Annotated in this window: 15 protein-coding genes, 1 pseudogene and 1 riboswitch; of the genes and pseudogenes, 2 read left to right on the forward strand and 14 right to left on the reverse strand. The window is 34.9% G+C overall.

Annotated features, from left to right (window positions below):
* Nucleotides 1–12: 12 nt before the first annotated feature.
* Entirely contained in the window at nucleotides 13–1809 is a 1797-nt protein-coding gene (locus tag CLO1100_RS12130; protein ID WP_014314043.1) for an ATP-binding protein, read from the forward strand.
* A gap of 106 nt (nucleotides 1810–1915) precedes the next feature.
* Here CLO1100_RS12130 and CLO1100_RS12135 read toward each other — a convergent pair whose 3' ends face one another.
* The 11 genes from CLO1100_RS12135 to uvrA all read right to left on the reverse strand — a co-directional run bounded on the left by CLO1100_RS12135 (nucleotide 1916) and on the right by uvrA (nucleotide 20950).
* Complete coding sequence (locus CLO1100_RS12135; RefSeq protein WP_014314044.1) at nucleotides 1916–4351, reverse strand: glycosyl transferase; 2436 nt, start codon at nucleotides 4349–4351, stop codon at nucleotides 1916–1918.
* Nucleotides 4352–4988: 637 nt separating this feature from the next.
* Nucleotides 4989–5816 carry a carbohydrate ABC transporter permease gene (locus CLO1100_RS12140; RefSeq protein ID WP_014314045.1) on the reverse strand — a complete coding sequence of 276 codons (828 nt, stop codon included), beginning with the start codon at nucleotides 5814–5816 and terminating at the stop codon, nucleotides 4989–4991.
* On the reverse strand, nucleotides 5803–6723 hold the full coding sequence (locus tag CLO1100_RS12145) for a sugar ABC transporter permease (protein WP_014314046.1): 921 nt from the start codon (nucleotides 6721–6723) through the stop codon (nucleotides 5803–5805). Before CLO1100_RS12145 ends, CLO1100_RS12140 begins: the two co-directional genes overlap by 14 nt.
* Nucleotides 6724–6829: 106 nt before the next feature.
* Nucleotides 6830–8179, reverse strand: coding sequence for an extracellular solute-binding protein (locus tag CLO1100_RS12150; RefSeq protein ID WP_014314047.1), 1350 nt, complete (start codon nucleotides 8177–8179; stop codon nucleotides 6830–6832).
* Nucleotides 8180–8504: 325 nt separating this feature from the next.
* Nucleotides 8505–10121 (reverse strand): response regulator transcription factor, encoded by a 1617-nt coding sequence (locus CLO1100_RS12155; RefSeq protein WP_014314048.1) that lies wholly within the window; start codon nucleotides 10119–10121, stop codon nucleotides 8505–8507.
* Complete coding sequence (locus CLO1100_RS12160) at nucleotides 10099–11982, reverse strand: sensor histidine kinase (RefSeq protein WP_014314049.1); 1884 nt, start codon at nucleotides 11980–11982, stop codon at nucleotides 10099–10101. Before CLO1100_RS12160 ends, CLO1100_RS12155 begins: the two co-directional genes overlap by 23 nt.
* 46 nt (nucleotides 11983–12028) lie before the next feature.
* Complete coding sequence (locus CLO1100_RS12165; protein ID WP_014314050.1) at nucleotides 12029–13327, reverse strand: extracellular solute-binding protein; 1299 nt, start codon at nucleotides 13325–13327, stop codon at nucleotides 12029–12031.
* Between the two features lie 235 nt (nucleotides 13328–13562).
* A complete protein-coding gene (locus CLO1100_RS12170; protein ID WP_014314051.1) occupies nucleotides 13563–15914 on the reverse strand; it encodes an ATP-dependent Clp protease ATP-binding subunit in 2352 nt (783 codons plus the stop codon).
* Between the two features lie 320 nt (nucleotides 15915–16234).
* Nucleotides 16235–17233, reverse strand: a complete 999-nt coding sequence (locus CLO1100_RS12175) for an inorganic phosphate transporter (protein ID WP_014314052.1) — start codon at nucleotides 17231–17233, stop codon at nucleotides 16235–16237.
* Nucleotides 17226–17849, reverse strand: coding sequence for a DUF47 family protein (locus CLO1100_RS12180; protein ID WP_014314053.1), 624 nt, complete (start codon nucleotides 17847–17849; stop codon nucleotides 17226–17228). The genes CLO1100_RS12175 and CLO1100_RS12180 overlap by 8 nt, the downstream gene beginning before the upstream one ends.
* A 269-nt stretch (nucleotides 17850–18118) precedes the next feature.
* On the reverse strand, nucleotides 18119–20950 hold the full coding sequence (gene uvrA / locus CLO1100_RS12185) for an excinuclease ABC subunit UvrA (protein ID WP_014314054.1): 2832 nt from the start codon (nucleotides 20948–20950) through the stop codon (nucleotides 18119–18121).
* A gap of 206 nt (nucleotides 20951–21156) precedes the next feature.
* Nucleotides 21157–21269, forward strand: a riboswitch (TPP riboswitch).
* A 61-nt stretch (nucleotides 21270–21330) separates the two neighbouring features.
* On the opposite strand from uvrA, the gene thiT reads away from it, so the two are divergent.
* Nucleotides 21331–21864: an energy-coupled thiamine transporter ThiT gene (thiT, locus tag CLO1100_RS12190; RefSeq protein WP_014314055.1), complete on the forward strand. Its 534-nt coding sequence runs from the start codon at nucleotides 21331–21333 to the stop codon at nucleotides 21862–21864.
* Between the two features lie 84 nt (nucleotides 21865–21948).
* Here thiT and CLO1100_RS12195 read toward each other — a convergent pair.
* From CLO1100_RS12195 to CLO1100_RS12205, 3 genes and pseudogenes are all read right to left on the reverse strand, one after another.
* Nucleotides 21949–22233: pseudogene (locus CLO1100_RS12195) on the reverse strand (sporulation stage IV protein A); the annotation flags it as partial.
* Nucleotides 22221–23864: a recombinase family protein gene (locus CLO1100_RS12200; RefSeq protein WP_014314056.1), complete on the reverse strand. Its 1644-nt coding sequence runs from the start codon at nucleotides 23862–23864 to the stop codon at nucleotides 22221–22223. The pseudogene CLO1100_RS12195 and the gene CLO1100_RS12200, both read right to left, overlap by 13 nt.
* Before the next feature lie 123 nt (nucleotides 23865–23987).
* On the reverse strand, nucleotides 23988–25259 hold the full coding sequence (locus CLO1100_RS12205) for a glycosyl hydrolase 53 family protein (protein WP_014314057.1): 1272 nt from the start codon (nucleotides 25257–25259) through the stop codon (nucleotides 23988–23990).
* Nucleotide 25260 lies beyond the last annotated feature (1 nt).

The following is a 25260-nucleotide window of genomic DNA, read 5'->3' on the forward strand; positions in this document are numbered from 1 at the left end:
CCCTGAAAATAAATGAGAAAAAGAATAATTCAATACTCTGTTATGTTGGTAATAATCGGTATTACTATTGCAGGAATTTTCACATCTGCAATGGCCAGATATTTCTATAAGTTGGAAGTTCAAAATAATATTGAAAGTATCGCCGTTCTATTAAGGAATGATATAGTAGAAGAGACATCTGTTAAAAGTAAAATAGACTTTAATAAGTTTGTAAAAGATTATGCATATCTTCTTAATTCCAGAACAGATAAAGATAAAAATTTCCCTTTAGCGACCAGAATAACAATCATAGACTTCCAGGGAAAAGTCCTCGGTGACTCCGACTCAAATATCGATACAATGGAAAACCATTTAAACAGAAAGGAAATTCAGGAAGCTATCCAAGGGCAAACAGGAAGAGACCAACGATTTAGTTCCACCATGGGAATGCCTTATTTGTACGTCGCTCTGCCCATAAATGAGCATCGCATAATTGTAAGAATTTCTGTGCCTTTATATCAGCTTAATGCTATAAATAAAGCATTTTTATATTATACTTTGCTTGGAATTCTTGCAGGCTTGCTACTTACTTTACTTATTTCATTTAAATTATCCAGTTTTATAACCAAGCCAATTCAACATTTAATTAATACCTCTAAGGAGATAGCTGGAGGTAACTACAAAAAGAGAGTTGATGTTAATTATAAGGACGAAATTGGTCAACTAGCTTTAACCTTTAATGAAATGGCTGATAAACTTGATGAGACTCTCAGCGGCATAATGGACAAAAATGTAAAAGTAGATACCGTTATTAATAGTATGAGGAACGGTATAATTGCTATAGATACCAACTCAAAAATTATTATTGTAAACACTACAGCCTGCGATATATTTGATGTCCAGTACGGGCCTGGAATTATTGGTAAAAATCTGATAGATATTACAAGAAATTCTAAAGTTAATTCATTGTTACGAGAAACAATTAAGAATGATTCCTCTTTAATTGACGAAATTGTACTGTTCTCTCCCTCGCTGGGAATAGACAAAATCTACAGAATTTATACCAACACTATCAAATCATCAGATGGTAAAAATCAAACAGCAGGAGCGGTAATTACACTAAATGACATAACATCAGTAAGAAAATTGGAGCAAATACGTACCGAGTTTGTATCAAATGTTACCCATGAGCTAAAGACTCCCCTTACCTCAATAAGAGGATTTGTGGAAACTTTAAAAAATGGTGCTATTGAGGATGCCACAGTAGCTGTAAAATTCCTCGATATTATTGACATTGAAGCCGAAAGACTCTATACCCTCATTAATGATATTTTACAACTATCAGAAATAGAGGCTATGCGAAAAGATGACAGCATAATGGAAATAGACCTGAGGCAGATAATAGATGAAGTTGTTCTTATTTTAAAATCTTCAGCAGACAAAAAGAATATTATTCTGGAGGTTTCAACTATTCCATCGCAAATTCAGGTTATAGCCAGTAGAAACAGAATAAAACAAATGCTTATTAATCTTATTGATAACGCTATTAAGTATAATGTTGAAAATGGAAAAATATATATAAAAGCAGAAAAATATAATGGAAATACAGTAATTTCTATAAAAGATACCGGCATAGGAATTCCGGAAATACATCATTCAAGAATTTTTGAAAGATTTTACAGAGTAGATAAAGGGCGTTCAAGAAACATGGGTGGTACAGGACTTGGGCTGTCTATTGTAAAACATATAGTAAATCTATACAGCGGCGACATCCATATTATAAGTGAACCCGGTAAGGGAACAGAATTTATAGTTAAACTACCATTGTAATTTATATCTTGCTTTTAAAACAACAAAGCAGCCTTCTATTGTATAGCCTGTACAATAGGAGGCTGCTTTGTTTGCATATTGAGGAATCTATTTTAATTTACCGAAATTATCCCATTACAACTTCAACTTGGTGTGTCTTTCCATCATTAAATACAGGAATTATATTACCATCAATTTCATTTCCGTCTACAACAAGCTTCTTAACTCCTTTTGAAACGTGTTCAGGATTGGTGATGGCAATTTCAAAAATAGCATTTCTGAATTTTCTTGTAACTTTGTAGCCCTCCCAACTTGTTGGGATACACGGATCAATCTTCAACCCTGAGTAATCAGGCTTAATTCCGAGTATATTTTGAGAAATAACAACAAAGTTCCATGCTGCAGTACCTGTAAGCCAGGAATTCTTTGCTTCTCCCGGTCTCTTGGCATCCTTACCCGCAATCATCTGAGAATAAACATAAGGCTCAGTTTTATGGATCTCACTTATCTCTTCAGTATATGCAGGAGCGATTTTTGAATAATATTCAAAAGCCCTGTCTCCTCTGCCTATAGCGGTTTCACCTGCAATTATCCATGGATTGTTGTGGCAGAATATGCCGGCATTTTCTTTATATCCTGCAGGATATGTAGATATCTCACCCATATTTACATAATATTTTGTAAATGCTGGATTTTGGAGTACAAGTCCATATGGAGTATCCAAATACTTTCTTGCAGAATTTAGGGCTTTCTCGACATAGCCGTCTTCCATACCTATTTCAGCCATAGAACAGAAGCCTTGTGATTCTATGAATATCTTACCCTCTTCATTTTCATTACTGCCAATCTTCTCACCGTTATCATCATAAGCACGAATGAACCATTCTCCGTCCCAACCGTACTCTTTAACAGTCTTAGTCATTTTTTCAATTTCAATTTGAGCCTGTGCAGCTTCATCTTCAAGACCATTAAGCTTGCAAAGTTTTACATACTCAGGACCATAATAAACAAACATTCCCGCTATCAAAACTGACTCTGCAACTTTCCCCTCTTTACTTGTAGTTGTCTGGAATGATTCGTCTGGGGTCTCTGAGAAACAGTTAAGGTTCAGACAGTCATTCCAGTCTGCTCTTCCAATAAGGGGCAATCCATGGGGTCCAAGATTATTTACAACATGATAGAAAGATCTTCTTAAATGCTCAAATAGAGAAGCAGCTTTCTTATCATCATTATCAAAAGGAACATCTTCCTTTAATATATCCATATCCCCTGTTTCTTTTATATAAGCAGCAACAGAAGCAATTAACCAAACCGGGTCGTCATTGAAATTCCCACCGATTTCGTTGTTACCCTTCTTTGTAAGAGGCTGATACTGATGATATGCACCGCCATCCTCCAACTGGGTTGCAGCTATATCAAGTATTCTTTCTCTTGCTCTGTCAGGTATCTGGTGTACAAATCCCAATATATCCTGATTTGAATCTCTGAAACCCATACCTCTTCCGATACCTGTTTCAAAATATGAAGCACTTCTTGACATATTGAAAGTAACCATACATTGGTATTGATTCCATATGTTAACCATTCTGGACAGCTTTTCGTCTTTATGCTCCAGATTGTACTGTGTAAACAGCTGGCTCCAATAATTCTGCAGTTCTTCAAAAGCTGCCTGAACCCCTGCCGGATTACCCTTTTCTTCTATCATTTTATATGCTTTCTTTTTATTTATAACGCCTTTGCTTTCCCATTTATCATTGACATCGTTCTCAACATAACCTAGAATGAAGTCAAACTCCTTTTCTTCACTTGCTTTTAATTCAACGGTTATGCAATGTGAAGCCATTGGGCCCCATCCGTCAGCCATAGTATTCTTTGGTTCACCGCTAACAGGAACCTGAGGAGCATCAAAACCATTATATAAACCAACGAACTGATCTCTGTCAGTATCAAATCCGGTTACTTCAGCATTAACAGAATAAAAAGAATAGTGATTTCTTCTTTCCTTGTATTCTGTTTTATGATAAATTACTGAGTTCTCAACTTCAACTTCGCCGGTACTTAAATTTCTCTGATAATTTGTCATATCATCATACGCATTCCATAAGCAGAATTCAATACATGAGAATAATTTTACACTTTTATTATCAGATGTTGTATTTTTAACTCTTACACGATGAATTTCACCATTAAATTTTAATGGAACGAAATATAATACTTCTGCGCTGATACCATTCTTGCTTCCGGTTATCTTGGTGTATCCCAAGCCGTGTCTGCACTCATATGAATCTAGCTCAGCCTTAACAGGAGACCATCCAGGTGACCAAAGAGCACCGTTATCGTTTATATAGAAATATCTCCCTCCCATATCTATTGGGACGTTGTTATATCTGTAACGGGTTATTCTGCGCAAACGTGCATCCTTATAGAAGCAATAGCCACCTGCAGTATTTGATATCAAAGAAAAGAATTCCTGAGTTCCAAGATAATTTATCCAAGGATAAGGTGTTTTAGGTGTTGTGATGACATACTCTCTATTTGGATCATCAAAAAAACCGTATTTCAAAATTATAACCCCTTTCAATTGTCGAATTATTTTATGAGAAATCTATGTTAAGACTATATAACAAGTTTCTCTAATAATCATTATTTTAAATTTTTATATTTAGAACTATTAATTAAGAAAATTCATAATTTAGTATTTTCTAAGAAAATCAAAAAGACGGGGGTCCCTTTTTAGAGACATTTATTTGAACATTAGCTTCTCTTCTCAATTCTTCCCCCGCCTGTTTCTACTTTTTTAAAAATACTTTTACAACACAGATATATTGTTTATAGACAACAAGTGAAACAATACTTTTAATTTTGGTATTGTATATTTGCCGATGCCATTTTTTCGTACAAAAAGTTTAATAATGCAACTTTTTGTAGAAAATCAACCTATTTATATTTTATTCAAATTAAGTAAAACTTGAATAGAACAACTTGCTTTAATGTGCAATATTTTGTCATGGCTTAGTTGTAATAATAATAATCCATATTTACATTACCCAGTTAATTTTCTTTGAGCAGTCATATATCTGCTCAAAGAGTAATTTAACCAGTTTATTTCAAACACGCTAAATACCTATATTATAAGGTATTCAAAACTAAAAACTTTTTAAATTCAATGTACAAAACAAATCTGTACATAAATCTGCAAGTTAGCCTTTTACAGACCCTGCAGTAATACCTTGAATAAGTGATTTTGAGAATATCAGGAATATACAGAACATAGGTATTGTACCAATAACCAATGCTGCTATTCTGGCACCATAATTTGCTCTGTACAACGCATCCAATGTTGATAATCCAAGAGTAACAGTGTACTTCTTCTGATCATTGATTAATACCAGCGGTAACAGATATGAATTCCAAGCTGCCATAAAGGATAATAAAGCCTGTGAACCAAGAGCCGGCTTAATAAATGGCACAACCAACTTGAAGAAAATGCCACCTTCAGTACAACCATCCATTCTTCCGCTCTCAATTATTTCTGTCGGAACACCTTGAACTGTGTATTGTCTTATCCAGTATACTGCAAATGCATTTGCAGCTGCCGGAATGATAAGTGACAAATGTGAGTCAGTCCAACCAATCTTGTTCATTTCAGTTACAAATGCTATCAGACCCAGCTGAGTAGGAAGCATCATAGTAATCAAAATTGCATAATATGCTGTCTTTTTGAGCCTAAAGTTAAATTTTGCAAGTGCATATCCGCACATGGCACATACAAGTACTGTCAATACTGTTGTAAGAACAGCGATGTATATACTGTTAAAATAGAATCTTCCGAATCCCGCATTTAGAAATACATCCTTAATGTTAATCATAAAGTTGTTTCCAGGCAATAAATGAAGGTCAGTAAAAAGAGCATTTGTATCATAAGTACTCATTATTATCATAAGATAAAAAGGACCTATAGCAATTATAGAACAGACAGCGAGAAATATATATAAAATAAAGGAATAAACTTTATTAGATTGCTCCATCTTTATCCCCTCCATTCATGAACTTTAATGATACAAATGAGAATATTGCAATTACAACAAACATTCCATATGCAACAGCACTTCCATAGCCATATTGAGAGTTCTGGAACGCACCCTTACCCATAAGCATTACCAAAGTCATTACTGCATTATCAGGTCCCCCTGAGTATGGTCCGGTTTGATAATTTCCCTGAGTATAAATAATATTTGGTTCATCAAATGTCTGGAAACCACCTATAAGGGATGTAATAACCATATATATAATTATAGGTTTTATCATTGGAAGAGAAATATTCCAGAAATTGTGCCATGCTCTGGCTCCATCAACACGTGCAGCCTCATACAATTCCTCCGGTACTGATACAAAACCGGCTATAAAGAACAGTACACAATATCCTGTGTATCTCCACAACATGATAACTGCAATAACAACTTTAGCTAATTTGGGATTTGCAAGAAAATCAATCGGCTCTTTTATGATATGCAAACTTTGCAATAAAACATTTATTGTTCCTGATGAACCACCATCAAAAAAGAATGCCCACAACAATCCCGCAGCTATCGGTATAACAAGATATGGAGTAAAAACTGCAGTCTTAAAAATTTCTTTGTGCCTGACAAGCTTTGAATTGATCATATAGGCAATAACAATTGCAAACACCAACTGCAATGGTATCAACAGCAACATGATAATCGCAGTATTTTTAAGAGCTAGAACAAACTCCCCATTTTCAAACATTCTCTGATAATTTGCTAGTCCTACAAATTTTATTCCCGAGTATCCATCCCATTCATTAAGACTCATATACAACGTAAAAATTATAGGTATTAAAGAAAATGCTGTGAAAAGCAGGAAGTAAGGTGCCATGAAAAGATAAGGTGTTGATTTCTTTGAGAGATTTTTCATTACTAACCACCCCCGTGTGCTTGATAAAGTACAAACAGTAAAATAATCAAGGAGAGGGAATTTCACCCTCTCCTAAATCATCAATAACATTCAGATAATTCCGAAATTACTTCAATTCAGGAACATTTTTCTTCATATCTGCAATCATAACATCAACTGCTTCTTGAGCTGTCTTTCCTTTTTTGATTTCCTGTAATCCCTTTATAAAGTTATTTTCGAGGAAATTATCGTATTTGCCAAGTGACTTAACCTTTACTGCATCCATGTTGTCCATGAAGAATTGGCCTACATCCTGACCGCCCCAGTATTCTTCTTTTTGGCTGAAGAAGCCTGGTTTATCCATAAATTCTTTAACAGGAGTAATATTCATACCTGTTGTGAATGCGTTCTTAACACCGTTTTCATTAAGTACCTGATCAGCTATGTATCCCCAAGCTGCATCCTTAACTTTTGAATCCTTCCAGATTGACAACGCAGTTCCACCCCAGTTAAACATTCCGCCTGGAGCTACTGTTACTCCCCAGTCACCTTTGCCCTTGGTATCGGCTGGTTCTATAACGTACTTGAGGAACCAAGGTGCTGCTGCTGCAAATACATCCTCGCTCTTAGCGAATGATGCAGTCCAGTTAGGAGCCCACATATCGTATTTGTTGATAACGCCTGCTTTCCACATCTTTTCTATAACCTGGAAAGTAGGAAGATAAACTTCGTTAAATTTGATTGTTCCATCTTGAATTGGGTTTTGAGGATTATATCCGTCAACTATATGGAATATATCTCTTACAGATCTGAATGCGTAAACCTTCTTGCCATCTATCTTAGCATCCTTAAATGCAGCGATTACATCATCCCAAGTCTTAAACTTGTCTGCCAATGCTTTAGGATCATCAGTATTGAATAATGCCTTTGTCATGCTTCTTCTGTAAGCGATACCTGATGGGTTGAACTGTGTAAGAGCTCCTAATACCTGTCCCTTGCTATCTGTAACGAGTGGCAATGCTTTGTCAGCCAGTTTGGACTTATCGAAGTTGAATGGAGCCTGTGAAAGATCTTGACAAATATCCATGTCAAAGAGAGTTCCTCTGAAACCAACTTCTCCTCTTATTACATCTGGTAAAGCTGTCTTTGCTGCTACTGCAGTCTGTATTTTCTTAACATAGTCTGCACTTGCAACCGGTACTGATTCAACCTTTACATTTGGATATCTGGTATTGAAATCAGCTATTGCTGTCTTAAGCTGATCCTTATTTTCCCAGTTCCACATTACTATTGTACCAGAAGCCTTTGTAAAGTCTGTTGATGTAGCAGCTGGTGAAGAAGTAGCTGCTACTGAGCTAGTGCTAGCTGCTGAACTTGATGCAGAAGAAGTGCTGTCACCTGACTCAGTGTTTCCGCAGGCAGCCATACCAAGCACCATAACACCTGTTAAAACAGAAGCTATTACCTTTTTAAACATTTTAAAATCCTCCTTTTTGTTTTAGCAATTTCATATTGAAATGCTTACATTAGTGCTATTAAAGCACTTTGCAACATTAATTCTATAAAAATAGACTTTCATTCTAAATAGATAATGTTGCTTTATGTTTTAATATTTTGACTATATAGGTATGGCAAGAAATTGCACTAAAAAAGACACATATTCTTACAATTATGTGCCTTTTTTGACGATTTTCTTTATTTTTTAAAATTACAGGTCAAATTTTGTCCATTGCTACAACATGGTTACGTGCAATTATTTCCATTAAAAGTCAATATTGAACACCATGTTAGCCATCATAGAATCAAAATAAACTATCTCTGTATTCAGAGGGTGTCATTCCTGAATACTTTTTAAATAGCTTTGAAAAATAGTGCGGGTCAGAAATACCAACCTTTTCTGCTACTTCATAGGTCTTATACCTTACATCCTTTAGAAGTTCCTTTGCTTTATCAATCCTGACATCATTAAGATAATCTACAAAACTTTTACCCAACTCTTTTTTGAACATCCTGCTGATATAGAAGGTACTGACGTATATATTTTCTGCTACTTCGTTAAGAGTTACCTGCTCATTGTAATGGTCTTGTATATAATCTATTGCTTTGCGTAATATAAGTTTTATACTTTTATTATTAAAACTGTTTACCTTGGATGCTATTTTTATGGATACTTCTTCCAGCAGAGAGTTAAGTTCTTCTGCTTTATCGGTCTTTTCTATGAGCTTTATCAGACTTGCTATATCCTCACCTTCTGAATACTTTTTGTCCGTATCCACCGATGAAACTGATATTCTAATGTTATTTATTGAAGACAATGTTGTATAATAAAAATTTCGCATATAGTGTATATTTATATTGTTATTTGTCAGATAATCAGATATAAGCTTTGTATTTTCCCTTACTCCAAGGTCATTTCCCGATTTTATATTTTCAATAAGTTGTTTTTGATACTTGTCCAGTATAGAATAGTCTTCATATCTAAAAAATGAGTTTAAATCACTATACTGAATTATAGAATTTTCTCCCATATAGCTCTTATATTCTAATGAACCCAGACATTCCTTTAGTTTGTCCGGAAGTTCCAGAGCTTCTTTTCCGTTTGAACTGACGGCTATTGTAACAGTAAAACCGAATCCGCTATTTATAACCTCTTGTAGATAGGCACATTTTTCACTTACCTTCTCAATATCCAAAGGTAAGTTATCAGATTTCTGTATTATAAAGCCTACTCTGTTACTGTTGAGCATAATGCTTAAAACTTCATAATTCTCTGCAAATATTTCTTCAAAGGATTTTACAATACCGAATTGGTAAAGGTGTTTATCATACAACGAACTGTTTGATTTATCGTTGTAGTCGTTTTCCATTACAACCAAAACAAAATTTCGTATTGATATATCAAAGAGCTTCATTTTTTCGTATATTTCATTTTCACTTGTATTGAGTCCGTATATAATATCATAAAGAAGTTTTTCTCTGAGTACGGGAATATTTTGTTCAAAAAGCATCCTGAACCGCTCAATCTCATTGTGCTTGTTCTTTTGTTCATTTAATTCATTAACTGCCTTTGTCAGTACAGAAGTCAGTTCTTCAATTTTTGAGGGTTTAAGAAGAAAATCAAATGCTCCGCATTTAATAGCTTTCTGTACATAGTCAAAATCCCTGTACCCCGTTAGTATTATTATTTTTGTGTTTGGAACAATTTCCTTTACCTGCTTGATCATTTCCAAACCGTCCATTCCAGGCATACGTATATCTGTTATAATTACTTCCGGCAGATATTTTTTTATTAGATCAATTCCTTCGATACCGTCACAGGCATCTGCACAAACCTCGCAATCAAGCTGTTTCCAATTAATAATGTTCTTGATGCCTTTTCGTATTATAGATTCATCATCAATTATTAGAACCTTGTACATAATAACTCTCCTTAGTATTGAATGTTTGAAGCGGTAAAGAAACCGTTACTTTAGTAAATATGTTAACACTGCTCTCTATTTTGATACCGTATTTTTCACCGTAGAAGAGTTTTATTCTTCTATTTACATTATCAATTCCGATACTCTTGTTTTTCTTCTCTCTAAGAGATTTAAAATATGTGTCATTATCCATTTCAAGGCTCTTATTTAACTTTATAAGATCATCTTTCGAAATTCCGTTGCCGTTGTCAATTACCTCTAATACTATTAAATCTTCCTGTATTCTGGCATTCAGCATAATGACACCTTTTTCTCTGCTGTTTTCCACTCCATGATAGACAGCATTTTCGATTAATGGCTGTATAAGAAGTCTTGGAATCTTTATATACAGAACCTGAGGGTCAATTTCTTTTTTAAGTGTTATTTTATCTTCAAATCTGCGTTTTAAGAGAGATATGTATTTATCTATATACATAAACTCCTCTTCTATGGGAATAAGCCTGTCATCCCTTCCAATACTGGCTTCAAGCAGTGCAGAAAGGTCCGTTACTATATCGCTTATCTCAGGTACGTTATTTAACTGTGCCATCCAGTTTATTGATTCCAGTGTATTAAAGAGAAAATGGGGGTTTATTTGCGACTGTAATGCTTTCAGCTCAGCCTCTTTACGAGTAATCTGTTCCCTGTAAATCCATGTAACCAGATGGTCAATCTCTTTAGCCATATTATTGAAGGTCTTATGCAGGAAGCCAAGTTCGTCACTTCTGTCAACCTCAATATAACTTTCCGGTATATTGTTTATGTTCATATTTTTCATTGCCTTTACCAACCTGTTGATTGGTTTTATCATATCAAATGACATATAAATGCTGACTACAGACAATATTATAATTGATGCAAGACAGAGCATAATTATCCTGTTTCTCAATATATTTACATCTGAATATAATTCATTTAAAGGAACAAATGTAACTATTCTCCAATTAATATTATCTTTTAAATATGTATAAGCAACAAAAATATTATTTTCCTGATCTATAAAAGAATCCTCATCATACGGTGTATCCTTTATTATGGATTTATACCTTTCCAATGCCGATTTATTCTTTGATACAATTATATCACTATTTGGTGAAAGAATTGTAGTATTTTGCATGACCTCAGATTCCAGTCCCTTTAAAACATCCTTCAAAGAATCCATTTTTATTTGGACTACCAACATTCCTATTTCCGTATAATCATCCCTGTTGTATACCTTTTTTACTAAATAAGCATTCTTGACAACTCCTGAGGACGTTTCAAAGAACCAGGCTGCTTTTCTGGTAACTTCATCAGCCTTTTCACTCATTCGGGAGTATTCTCTGTTTACTACTGACCTTAGCTCCGAGTCAGTACTTGGATAACGTCTCGGTAGTACTAAACCGCTGTCAGTTACTATGCAAATAGAATTAATTTCAGGTCTATTGCCTTTTACCGTTATAAATAGGTTTGTTAACTGAGAATCTATTTCATGAATGCCCATCTCCGTTAAATTATTATTGTTATTACCTGTATCATAGCTGATTAAAGCGTCATATATATTTTTATCCATACTTATGTCACCGGATATGTTGGTCAAATTTGTTACCGTATCTTGTAGTCTTAATCCGATAGAGCTAAGTACATCATTAGAGTACGATAGAGATTTGCTATTAATAATTTCTTCTGAACTCTTATAAGCAAAAAACCCTACAAATATAAGAGGTATTAAAATTTGTAGGTTTACTACAAGCAGTAATTTCTTTTTTATTGATATGTTTTTGTAAAATTGTGAGCTTCTAAGTATTTTAGAAAACATGCTTGAAGTAATTTTATTTATCATTATTCCACCATATCCTAAGCACGAGTAATTAACAAAATGCTATAAATCATTGCAATCTATTCAAAGCTTTTTCCCATATTTCTTCCGCAGAGATTTTATTATCAAGATAATTTGGAAACTCCTTAACAATAACCTTTTCCCATGTGCTTCTATCTATTACATGATCAGGAATGGCACACCGATTCTGTTCTGGAGTTTTTTCATAAACACCGATACTTTGTTTTGCCAATGCGTTATAGGGGGTCTCCATTGATATGTTTAATGTACTGAATAAGCCGGCTTCCTTGTATAAATAGTCTGATGTGTCCTTTGACGTGAGGAACTTCATAAGTTTTACCGTGTTTTCTTTACCTTCTGGTGCGCTCCATGCACTTTTACTTATGTAAAAGGTTCCCCCACCTAAACCTGCAGGTATTTTACTACTTCCATTTCCCATAGACGGAAACGGTATCATTTCAACAGTTTTATCAAATTTACCAAAGTATGCTGCAAACCATGACCCCTGAACTATCATGGCTGCCTGTTTCTTTATAAAAAGATTGTTTCTTTCTTCGCTGGTAATAGATATTAAATCATCCGGAAATGCATGCATTTCATATAGTTCTTTCATATATTTCATTGCATCTATGTAGCATTTATTTATCTTATTATTAACTATAAACTTTTCTACTCCTTCGTTTCCTCCGAGGCTGGCAATCATATTCTGATATATATATGAGCCTTCGGCGGTAGCGTTATAGGCTATAGGGGTTATGTTGTGCTTATTAAATATATTTATTGCATTTTTAAGCTCCTGATAATTTTGAGGTATTTTTACACCAAATTGCTGAAATAAATCCTTATTGATAAACATCCCTTCAAATACAAGCTCAAAAGGTATTCCAAATATCCTGTTATTGTAGGTAGTCAAATCAAAGTAGTTTCCCTTGAAGCTTTCCATCCATTCACTGTCCTTCCTGAGCATGTCCGTAAGGTCAGCAAGCTTGTTTGCCCTGATCATATATTTTATATCCGAGCACGGCCATAAACCAAAAACATCGGGTTCGTTACCTGACGCAAACCTCGTTTTAAGAGTAGGCAAATATTCATCTCCAAAAATAGATTGATTGGAAACTTTTATAGTAGGATTTTCATTTTCAAATTTGTCCAGCAAATCGGTCAAACATCCGGCTTTGCTGTCAACACCGCCCCAACTTGTCATTAAACTTATTGTACTGGTTTCAGTGTGATTAATTTTACTGTTACGAGCGTCTGAAACATACGATTTATCACTACCACAGGAAACTGATATAATACTGACTAATGTAAATAGTACTAAACATAAAAGTTTTTTTGAGTGTTGCATTTGTTTCACTCCAATTCTTATTTTATATAGCCATTTTTTGTCTACTATTAAGAACGAGGATAACACAATCATTCAGGAGAATCCTAAATTTTTTTATACCATATACAATTATAAATACTATTAGGCATATATTGCAATATATTACAATTAAATAATGACTTACTGCAACATAATTTATCAACATTAAAATAGCAGCAAGAGTTGGATTCCTGCTGCTATTTATAATAATAAAATGCTAGACAATTTTTAATGTTACTTCATTATTTTCATCTAAGTCTACCCCTACAAGAGAACCTTCTTTTATTGTACCTTTTAAGAACTCTTCTGAAAGGCGATCCTCTATATAGTTCTGTACTGTTCTTCTCAAAGGTCTGGCGCCAAACTTAGGATCATAGCCTTTTTCCAATATGAATTCTTTAACCTTATCGGAAACATTTACTCTGATATCCTTTTCACCGGCTTCTTGGTAAACTTCTTCCAGCATCAGATCGATTATTTTCTTTAATTCCTCTTTTCCAAGTTCAGTAAATACAATTATCTCATCTATTCTATTGAGAAATTCCGGCCTGAAAGTTTCTTTTATTACATCTCGTACTTTGCTTTCAAGGGCAGTATAGGTATTGTTTGAAAAACCTATGCCACCGGATTTAAAATTAGTTCCTGCATTTGATGTCATGATAATAATAGTATTCTCAAAGTTTACAGTCTTACCGTGACTATCTGTCAATCTTCCGTCTTCAAGAATTTGAAGCAGCATATTGAATACGTCCGGATGAGCTTTTTCAATTTCATCCAAAAGTATTACTGAATATGGTCTTCTCCTTACTTTTTCTGTTAATTGACCTGCATCATCATATCCAACATATCCCGGAGGTGAACCAATTAACTTGGAAACTGTATGCTTTTCCATGTATTCAGACATATCAAGCCTTATCAGTGCTTCCTCACTTCCAAACAGTTCAGTTGAAAGTGCTCGTACAAGCTCGGTTTTACCAACGCCTGTTGGCCCTACAAAAATAAAGGATGATGGTTTTTTCTTCTTTTTAAACCCAGACCTGCTTCTTCTTATTGCTTTTGCTACTCCTTCTACAGCTTTTTCCTGTCCTATTACCCTTTGATGGATACGTGTTTCCAGGCTTATTAGTTTTTCGGCTTCACCCTCGGTGAGCCTTTGAATAGGAATTTTAGTCCACGCTTCTATTACTGCTGCTATATCTTCCATGGTAAGTTCAACATCTTTACTGGTATCCTCTATATCTTTAATAAGCTCATTAAGCTTACACTCATAGACCTTTAAATCTGCTGCCTTCTGGTAGTCTTCTATTGAATCCGCTGAAACCGCAAATTCTTTCTCTTCTTGAACCCTTTTCAGTTCTTCCTTGTATGACTCAAGCTCAGCCAATTTTGTATTATTCAGGTTAGCTCTTGAGCCTGCTTCATCTATTACATCTATGGCTTTGTCAGGCAAAAGTCTGTCGGTTATATACCTTTCAGAATAATTTACTGCAGCCTTTACTATCTCGTCACTTATTTTAACCCTGTGATATTGTTCATAGTAGTGTTTGATACCTTTTAAAATTTCTATACTTTCTTCAATGGATGGTTCATCAACAATTATAGGTTGGAATCTCCTCTCCAAAGCAGTATCTTTTTCTATATGCTTTCTATATTCATTCAGAGTTGTAGCTCCAATTACCTGAATTTCACCTCTGGATAATGCAGGCTTCAAAATGTTTGCGGCATTCATTGCACCTTCAGCCTCGCCGGCACCCATTATATTATGAAGTTCATCGATTACAAGAATTATATTTCCGAATGATTTGGCTTCTTCGATTATCCCCTTCATCCTGCTTTCAAACTGTCCTCTGAACTGTGTTCCTGCAACAACACTGGTCATATCTAAAAGATAAACCTCAGAACTCTGTATTTTTGCAGGAACTGTTTTTTCAGCAATCCTTAATGCCAGTCCTTCTGCAATAGCAGTTTTACCTACACCGGGTTCTCCTATTAAAACAGGATTGTTTTTAGTCCTTCTGTTTAAAATCTGAATAACTCTTTCAATTTCACGGGTTCTGCCTATAATCTTATCAATACTTCCTTCTTTAGCCTTGTCAATAAGATTAGTACCATACATTTCAAGATATTTTTTCTTTTTAACAGTCTTTTTATCCTGAGCTTTTGTTTTAGTAGAATTTTTATCCTTTTCATCCCCGTCTTTATCCTGCCCCATGGGCTGAAGGCTTTTTGAATTATTTGCTTCAATATCATTTGAATCATTTGCCTTTGGAAATGCCTTATTCAATATACTAAAAAAAGGATTTGCCTGATTAATGTTTTCAGGGTCTACCTGCATTGCTTCCATTATTTCAGACCCGTCCATCTCTTCAAGCATATCTCCTACTTGTTTGCTTATATTATCAAGCTCATATTCTGTCATACCAGTTTGCGACAGTAATTGATCTATGGGCTGTAAATTCTGCTTCTTTGCACAGCTTACACATAAGCCTTCCTGAATTTGCTTCCCGTCTATAATTTTTGTTACAAACACAACTGCAATATTTTTATTACAAATGGAACATTTTATCATTTAATCACCTCTTCTTTTAATTCCAGTATATTCCTTCCAATATATATACTATATTATTTCCATAAATGTCCAACAATTTATTATTTAATCTTCTTTTTTATCTATATTAGTTTTTACTAGTATAACACAAGTACATTTCGAGGTCTAACCGATTTGCTTTTATTTTTTTGATTTTTGTCTTATATAAGTAGTTCATATTCTAAAAGACGAATAAACCTGAATTATAGTCCTAATATCTAATCTATACGACTCTAATTCAGGTTTATTAATGTGTAATTGTAACCATTTCTATTTAGAAATAAGTACGTTTTTAATAATTATTAAGCAAAGAATTTAAATATAGTTGTTATAAATGCTCCAATTATTGCTGATACAGGAATTGTAAATATCCAAGCATATACTATATTTCTTGCCAGTGCCCATTTTACAGCAGATAACCTTTTTGAAGCTCCAACACCCATTATTGATGTTGATATAACATGTGTTGTACTTACAGGTGCTCCGAAGTGTGTCATTGTTTCAATAACAATTGCTGCCCCTGTTTCAGCTGCAAAACCGCCAATTGGCTGAAGCCTGATCATGTTAACACCTATTGTTTTAATAATTTTCCATCCGCCTATTGACGTACCAAGTGCCATTGAGACAGCACATGCCAACATAACCCAAGGCTGAACTCCTGTATGGCCATTATTTAAATTTGCACCTATTAATGCCAGTGTTATTATTCCCATTGACTTCTGAGCATCATTATTTCCGTGAGAATATGCCATAAATGCTGCTGAAACTATTTGTAATTTAGAGAACCATTTATTTACGAACCTTTGAGAAAAAGGACGGAGTATCTTGTATAGAAATGACATAAACACAAAACCAATTACAAAACCTATTACCGGGGACGTAATTAATGGTATAACAACCTTGTCCAGTATACCTTGCCATTTTACTATGCTTAACCCACCTGAATATGCTATTGATGAACCTACAAGAGCACCTATCAACGCATGTGATGAACTACTTGGTATACCAAAATACCATGTAATCAAATCCCATATAATTGAAGCTATTAAAGTTGCTATAATTACATATTGTACCTTAATCATGGTACTATCAACCAGGCCGTTAGTAATAGTATGAGCTACCTTACTGCTCATTAATGCACCTATAAAATTAAGTACTGCAGACATTAAAATGGCCTGACGGGGTGACAAAACTCTTGTTGAAACTGAAGTAGCGATAGAATTTGCGGTATCGTGGAATCCGTTTATAAAATCAAATCCTAGTGCCAGTACAACAACTACTACTAATGAAACACTAAGCATTTTTCATAACAACCCCTTCTACTATATTCGCAACGTCCTCACAAGCATCTATGGTATTTTCAAGAAGTTCAAATATTTCTTTCCACTTTATAACTTCTACTGCGTCATGCTCAGTTATAAACAGGTTTGCCATTGCATCTCTGAAAATAGTATCAGCTTCATCCTCAACATTGTTTACTTCAATTATTTTGTTCTGGAGCTGTTTGCTCTTCTTCATATTTTTCATTTCAATCATTACATTTTTCAGCTCGCTTGTTGCTCTGACAATCAACTTTGTCATGGTAACAGCTTCGGGTTTTACAGACTTAACGTTATACATGCTAAACCTATGCGCAGCAGTTTCAATATCATCTGTAATGTTATCCAGTTCTTTTGCTATTGTGAAAATATCTTCACGGTCAATCGGGGTAATAAAAGATTGGTTAAGCTCATTTAGAATTTTATGGACATTACTATCGCATGCATGCTCAGTTCCTTCTATAGTTGAGATCTTTTCATTAACATTTACATAGTTTGTAGTTAAATCCTCAAGAAGTGATGCTGCTTTGCAAATAATCTCACATGTCTCAATAAAATAGTCAAAAAATTTCTCTTCCTTAGGTGTAATTCTAAACATTTATAAATTACCTTCTTTCGACAAAATATAACATTTTTACTATTTAATTATATAGCAATGTAAAATTTTTTACAACAAAGTTAACACAGAATTAACAAACCTTCTTAGTATTTACTACAGTTCTATAGATAATGTAATTTATTATTTTACATATTTTATTATATTATTTTTGATAGACAAGCTTGTACTTTTGGGTAATAATAAAAATATTTCCAAAGATAAGTACGTCAAAGTACCTATCTTTTGGAAATACTTAGTTATCACTGAAATTACTTACTTTCTATAATTTTGCTAAGATATTGTCCTGTATATGATTCTTTTACTTTTGCAATTTCTTCAGGAGTACCCTGTGCTATAATGGTACCTCCTTTGTTACCACCCTCAGGCCCCAGATCAATTATATAATCAGAAGTCTTTATAACATCAAGGTTGTGTTCAATAACTACTATTGAATTACCTGTATCTACCAGTCTGTGAAGAATATCTATCAATCTGTGAACATCAGCTACATGAAGTCCGGTTGTAGGCTCATCCAATATATACAGCGTATTTCCCGTACTTCTCTTTGATAACTCTGTAGCAAGCTTTACTCTTTGAGCTTCACCTCCCGACAAAGTTGTAGAAGGCTGACCAACCTTGACATATCCCAATCCTACATCATACAATGTTTGCAATTTTCTTTGTATTTTGGGGATATTCTTAAAGAATTCCAGTGCATCTTCTATAGTCATGTTAAGCACATCTGATATACTTTTACCTTTGTACTTAACCTCCAGAGTCTCCCGGTTATACCTTTTTCCCTTACAAACCTCACAAGGAACATATACGTCAGGAAGAAAATGCATTTCAATCTTTATAATTCCATCTCCACTGCAGGCTTCACACCTACCGCCTTTTATATTAAAGCTGAATCGTCCGTTTTTATATCCCTTCATCTTTGCTTCATTGGTGGAAGCATACACATCCCTTATAAGATCAAATACTCCTGTATAGGTTGCCGGATTTGATCTTGGAGTTCTTCCGATTGGTGATTGGTCAATATTTATAACCTTGTCAATATTTTTTAAACCTTTTATTGTTTCATGATTGCCCGGTTTGGCTTTGGCTCTGTATAACTGGTTTGCAAGGCTGTTATACAGTATTTCGTTAATTAATGTGCTTTTTCCGGACCCCGAAACACCTGTAACTGATGTCAATACCCCAAGTGGAATCTTGGCATTTATGTTTTTCAGATTATTCTGCTTTGCCCCTACAATTTCAAGCCATTTTCCATTTGGTTTTCTTCTGCCTTGGGGAACTTCTATCTTTTTGCGTCCGCTGAGATATTGTCCTGTTAGGGAATCCTCACATTTTAGTATTTCGTCCAGTGTTCCCTTAGCAACAACATGGCCGCCGTGGATTCCTGCTCCGGGGCCCATGTCAATGATATGGTCTGCTGCATGCATGGTATCTTCGTCATGTTCTACAACAATAAGCGTATTTCCAAGGTTCCTAAGTCTGTTTAAGGTTTTCAGGAGCTTTTCATTATCTCTTTGATGCAGTCCTATACTGGGCTCATCCAGAATATAAAGTACTCCCATCAAGCCAGAACCTATCTGAGTAGCAAGCCTTATTCTCTGTGCCTCTCCCCCGGATAAAGTACCAGCAGGTCTTGAAAGTGTAAGATAGTCCAGACCAACGTCAACGAGGAAGCCTATTCTGGCCGCAATCTCTTTCAAAATCTGGTTTGCTATCATCTTATCTCTTTCACTTAGCTCAATGTTGTCAAAGAATTCTTTTGTATCAGCCACAGACATATAAGATACTTCATGTATATTTTTACCTCCGACTGTAACCGCAAGACTTTCTGGTTTTAATCTTGCACCTTTACAATCCGGACACGGGTTGTTGCTCATAAACTGTTCATAATACTGCTTCATGCTTTCTGACTGGGTTTCATGGTAACGGCGTTCAATGGAATTGATAATTCCTTCGAATGTTGCCATATAAGATCCTTTACCATATTCTCTTTCGTAATCTACTTTTATTTTTTCGCCTTTTGTTCCGTAAAGTACTATATCTACTACTTCTCCGGGAAGCTTATTAAACGGTGTATCCAGTTCAAATTTGTAATGTTTTGCCAGGGCGTTGAATATCATCCTGGTATATGCATCCTCACTCTCAATATTCCAGCCTGTAACATTAATTGCACCATTCGTAAGTGACAATGATCTATCAGGTATGACAAGCTCAGGGTCTACCTTTAGAAGATTCCCTAATCCGGTACATGTCTGGCATGCTCCAAACGGATTGTTAAATGAAAACATCCTTGGTACAAGTTCTTCTATACTGATTCCGCAATCACTGCATGCAAAGTTCTGACTGAACAGTATCTCTTCTTTACCGATTACATCTACAATAACTATACCACCGCTTAAGCGAAGCACTGTTTCCAATGAATCAACAAGTCTTTTCTGTATATCTCCACGTACTACAAGTCTGTCAACAACTATTTCAATATTATGCTTTTTGTTTTTATCTAATTTAATCTCATCATTTATATCTACTATTTGCCCGTCGACACGCAGCCTAACAAAACCATCTTTTTTAGCATCCTCTATAAGCTTATGGTATTCCCCTTTTCTGCCTCTTACCACAGGAGCAAGCAACTGTATCCTGGTTCCTTCTTCAAAAGATATTATCTGGTCTACCATCTGGTCAACAGTTTGCTGTGCAATCTCCTTGCCACACTTCGGACAATGGGGAATTCCTATCCTCGAGTACAAAAGCCTGAGGTAATCGTGAATTTCTGTTACAGTTCCTACGGTAGACCTGGGGTTTCTGCTGGTTGTCTTTTGATCGATTGATATTGCCGGAGACAAACCGTCAATATAGTCTACGTCCGGCTTGTCCATCTGACCAAGAAACTGCCTTGCGTAAGATGAGAGTGATTCAACATACCTTCTCTGACCTTCAGCGTAAATTGTATCAAAGGCAAGAGAAGACTTACCTGAACCGCTCAACCCTGTTATAACAACAAATTTATCTCTTGGTATCTCAACATCTACATTTTTTAAGTTATGCTCACGTGCACCTTTTATAAAAATATTATCCCTTATCATTTAAAACACCTTTTTCATAAATGTTATATTTTAACTATATCGCTAATTATATCCTTAATATTTTCACCACTTTTATTATTATATCAAATTATAAGACAAATGCAAACATTTGTTCGTTGTTTGCCAATATTTTATAAAAACCTACGAGTAAATTTAAAGGTTGATAGTTGTTTAACTATCTGCTATAATCACTTTGGTTAAAAAATTGAATATTAACGGGGAGCTGGAAAATAATTCGGCTGAGATAAGTATGTTTTACTTAAAACCCATGTACCTGATCTGGATAATGCCAGCGTAGGAATTTTATTTTGTCATACTCTGCGCTTTCGATCAGGTATGGCATTTTTTATATTTCGTTGGGGAAAGGAATAGATACTATTATGGAAAAAATGTCTACCAGGATATTGGTGGAAGCAGGGGTTTTAATTGCTCTTGCACAGATTCTCAGTTTTATTAAATATGAAATGCCCTATGGAGGCTCTGTAACACTGGGAAGTATGGTGCCAATAATTATTTTTGCAATTCGTTGGGGTACAAAGCGCGGTATTCTTGTGGGACTTGTTTACGGTTTTCTACAATTTGCTCTTGGAACTAAATTTTCTTATCATCCCCTGGGTATATTTCTTGACTATATTTTTGCTTTCGGCTGCCTTGGCCTTGCCGGAATATTTAAAAAGAATTTATTTGCTATAATTTCAAGTACTGCTTTGGCAATGCTGGGCAGATTTGCGTTTCACTTTCTTTCCGGGATCATTCTTTGGTATACATATGCTCCCGAGGGAATGAACATTTTCCTTTATTCTCTTATTTATAACGGTCAGTACATGTTGCCGGAGTTTATAATAACATCTGTTATTTTGTGTGCTCTTTATAAACCGTTAGGAAAATATATTAACAGGCAGAGTCTTATTTAACCTGCTTGTATAAATGTTTATACGCCAAAAAAGATGATTCTTTATATTGAATCATCTTTTTTTGTTATTTATGTTTAATGTGAGCTACAGTATAATACATATCAATCCGCCGCTGCCCTCATTTATTATTTTCTGCAAGGTTTCCTGAAGTTTGAGCTGTGCGTCCTCCGGCATTCTGAAAAGCTTGTTCTGCAATCCCTCATTAACGAGTTCATGGAGAGACTTTCCGAATATGTTTGACTCCCATAATTTGCCGGTATCGTTTTCAAATTCTTTTAGCAAGTATGAAACCAACTCTTCAGATTGCTTTTCGGTTCCGACCAAAGGTGCTATTTCTGTTTCAATATCAGCCCTTATCATATGTATTGTGAGGAACAAACAGAAGTACTCTTTCGGTCCCGTAATATCTTATAATCAAAGGGTTTTGTCAATACTTTAAAGTATACTTTCAAATCTATTTCGTTTTTCTTGTCTGTCTTATATACTTCAATCTTTTCTAGTAATGACTCTATTAATTTATTATCCAGTCCATCATCATAATTAATTTCCTTCGCAATTATTTTTCGTAAGATTTCAACTGAATAACTTATTTCTTTGTTTTTCAATTCGTCCTCATCCAGTTCCTTTAACCTTATACTCAGTTTATCAATATCCTCATTGAACCTATTGTTTCTTCTTTCAAACTCGTCATCAGACAGTCTTCCGTTTATACTTAACTCCAAAAGCTTGTCTTTCATTTTAAGTATTTGGTCAATCTCCGTCTTAACCTTGGCAATATCTTCTTTTATCTTGGATTGAGCTCCAAGGTTTGAATACATCGTAACCATTTCATGTATAATTTCTGAACGGTTAACTATTATCTCATCATATGCTTTCTTTATTATCATATCCAACTCAGATGTATATATGGATGGAGAAGTACAACCCTCTTTACCCTTCTCAACGTACCTTTTACATTGCCATACTTCTTTATTCCCTGAACTGTAACGATAAAGTGTTCTGTAATATGGAACATTATGCTCTGTACAAATTATTTTTCCGCTGTAGGCGTACTTGTTTTGGTAGCTTGTCTTATCTTCTGCCGATTGCTTTTCACTTCTGCCTTTTAAGATATAATTTGCCTTTTGCCATATTTCTTCAGGTACAATTGGAGGGACTGTATCTTCATCTTTATACATAACCCATTCAGTCTGATCCAGATACTTTCTATCATGAAGCTTATAATCTAATTTGTGTGTTTTATTTCCGCAATAATATCCCATATATTTGGGATTTGTGAGAATACTCTTAATAGTAGAAAAAGAAAACGGATTACCTCTATTATTTTTTATTCCCATATTGTCAAGCTTGGCACTTATCCCTCTTATCCCCATATTTTGTGTAGCGTACATATCAAATATCAGTCTTACTATTTCAGCTTCCTTTTCATCGATTATAAGTTTACCACTATCTTTTTTGTACCCCCATATTTTATTATTTCCAAGTACTACTCCTTTTTCAATGGCTCTTTTAAAACCGAATTTCACTCTCTCAGATATTTTTCTGACCTCATCCTGAGCTATACTGGACATAATTGTCAACCTCAACTCAGCATCGGGCATTAAGGTATTGATATTGTCAGACTGAAAAAGAACCCCCACCCCATATGACAGCAATTCCTGAGTATACTTTATACTATCTAAGGTGTTTCTTGAAAATCTGGAAATCTCTTTTGTAATAATAAAATCAAATTTTTTGAGTTTAGCGTCTGAAATCATTTTAAGGAACGATTCTCTTTTATTTACACTTGTACCACTTATGCCTTCATCAATATATCCGTCTACGTATGACCACTTCTGATTTCTTTTAATAAAATCCGAATAGTACTCTATCTGGTTTTTCAGAGAGTGAACCTGTTCATCCTTTTCAGTAGATACTCTTGCGTAATAAGTAACTCTCAGATTTAAATCATATATTGTTTTACCCGTATTAAGTTCGTTTCTTATAGTGTACAAATCCATCCTACACACCTCGTTTACACTTCTGTTTGATACTTTTCATTATATTATCCGAATAATATTTGTCAACTGTTCTCCCAATAAAAAAGCACCGATTTCCGGTGCAATTTTAGTAATTAATATGTACTAATTCAAAAAACCATCCAATGCAATTGTAGGCTTCCCATCAGAGTCCCAGCAGCCTTTATTGTAGCCGTTCATTCCCGGAAATGACTCCGGTTCCCAATAAAATACTCCCAAACCCTTATTGTTCGGTAACGATTTAGTCTTTTTTATCATGTCAGCAATAAATGACTTACTCTCTGAAGCATAGTTATATTGCATTCCTATTTCACAAATCATTATTTCTTTATTATACCTTGATACCATATCATTCATGTTCGAGAGGCATTGGCTTGAAAGAGCAGAATAGTTGTCTTTGTCAGGATATAGTGACATTCCGATAACATCGTATTTTGCTCCGTTGGAGTTAAGGCCGTCAAACATCCACCTGAACAATGTATTGTTAAATCCATTTGATATATGTACAATTACCTTGGTTTTGGAGCTTACAGCTTTTACAGCATCATAACCGCAATTTACGAGCCATGCGAAATTTTTCATATTATTCGATGCTTTTCCATCCTCCCATAGCATCCCATTGTTGGTTTCATTCCCAACCTGCACCCACTCGGGTGATATTCCGTTATTCCTGAGTTGAGTCATTACATTATATGTATAGTCATATGTCATTTTCATTAATCCATTGAAATCCAGGTTTAACCAGGCCGCAGGTTTTGTCTGCTTTCCGGGGTCTGCCCAGGAATCACTGTAATGAAAGTCGATCATAACTCTGAAACCCAAGTTATTGGCTCTCTTTGCCAAAGCTATAGTTTCGTTGGTACTGCAGTGTCCATTCCATTTATCTGTTGATGGATTTACCCAAGTTCTGATTCTCACGGAGTTGATTCCATAGTCTTTTAAAATTTGTAAACAATCCTGCTGATTGTCTTTATTATTATAAAACTTGTATCCGTTTGCTTCCATCTGTGGCAGCCAGCTTATATCAGCACCTTTTGCAAAAGTATTTGTGGGAGTTTCAATCGGAAACTTTTCTATAATTCCTAAAATAAAACTTTTTGTCAACGAAATATCCAATGAATCTATGCTACCATCTCCGTTTACATCAGCAGCCCTTTTACCGTTAGCCTCAGGGAAGTCGGTTATATTTCCAAGTAAATAGCTTTTTATTAGTGCATAATCCAAGGAATTTACTTCTCCGCTTCCGTCCACGTCACCATATAAAAGCTGTGAAGTGGCGGCTGATACCATATCTACATGCATAAAAAAGTTCTCGAAGAGTATCATCAAAACCAAAAGAGAGACAAAAATCAATTTATTTTTTTTAAAAGCATTCATT

Source organism: Clostridium sp. BNL1100, assembly GCF_000244875.1.
GTDB lineage: Bacteria > Bacillota > Clostridia > Acetivibrionales > DSM-1351 > Ruminiclostridium.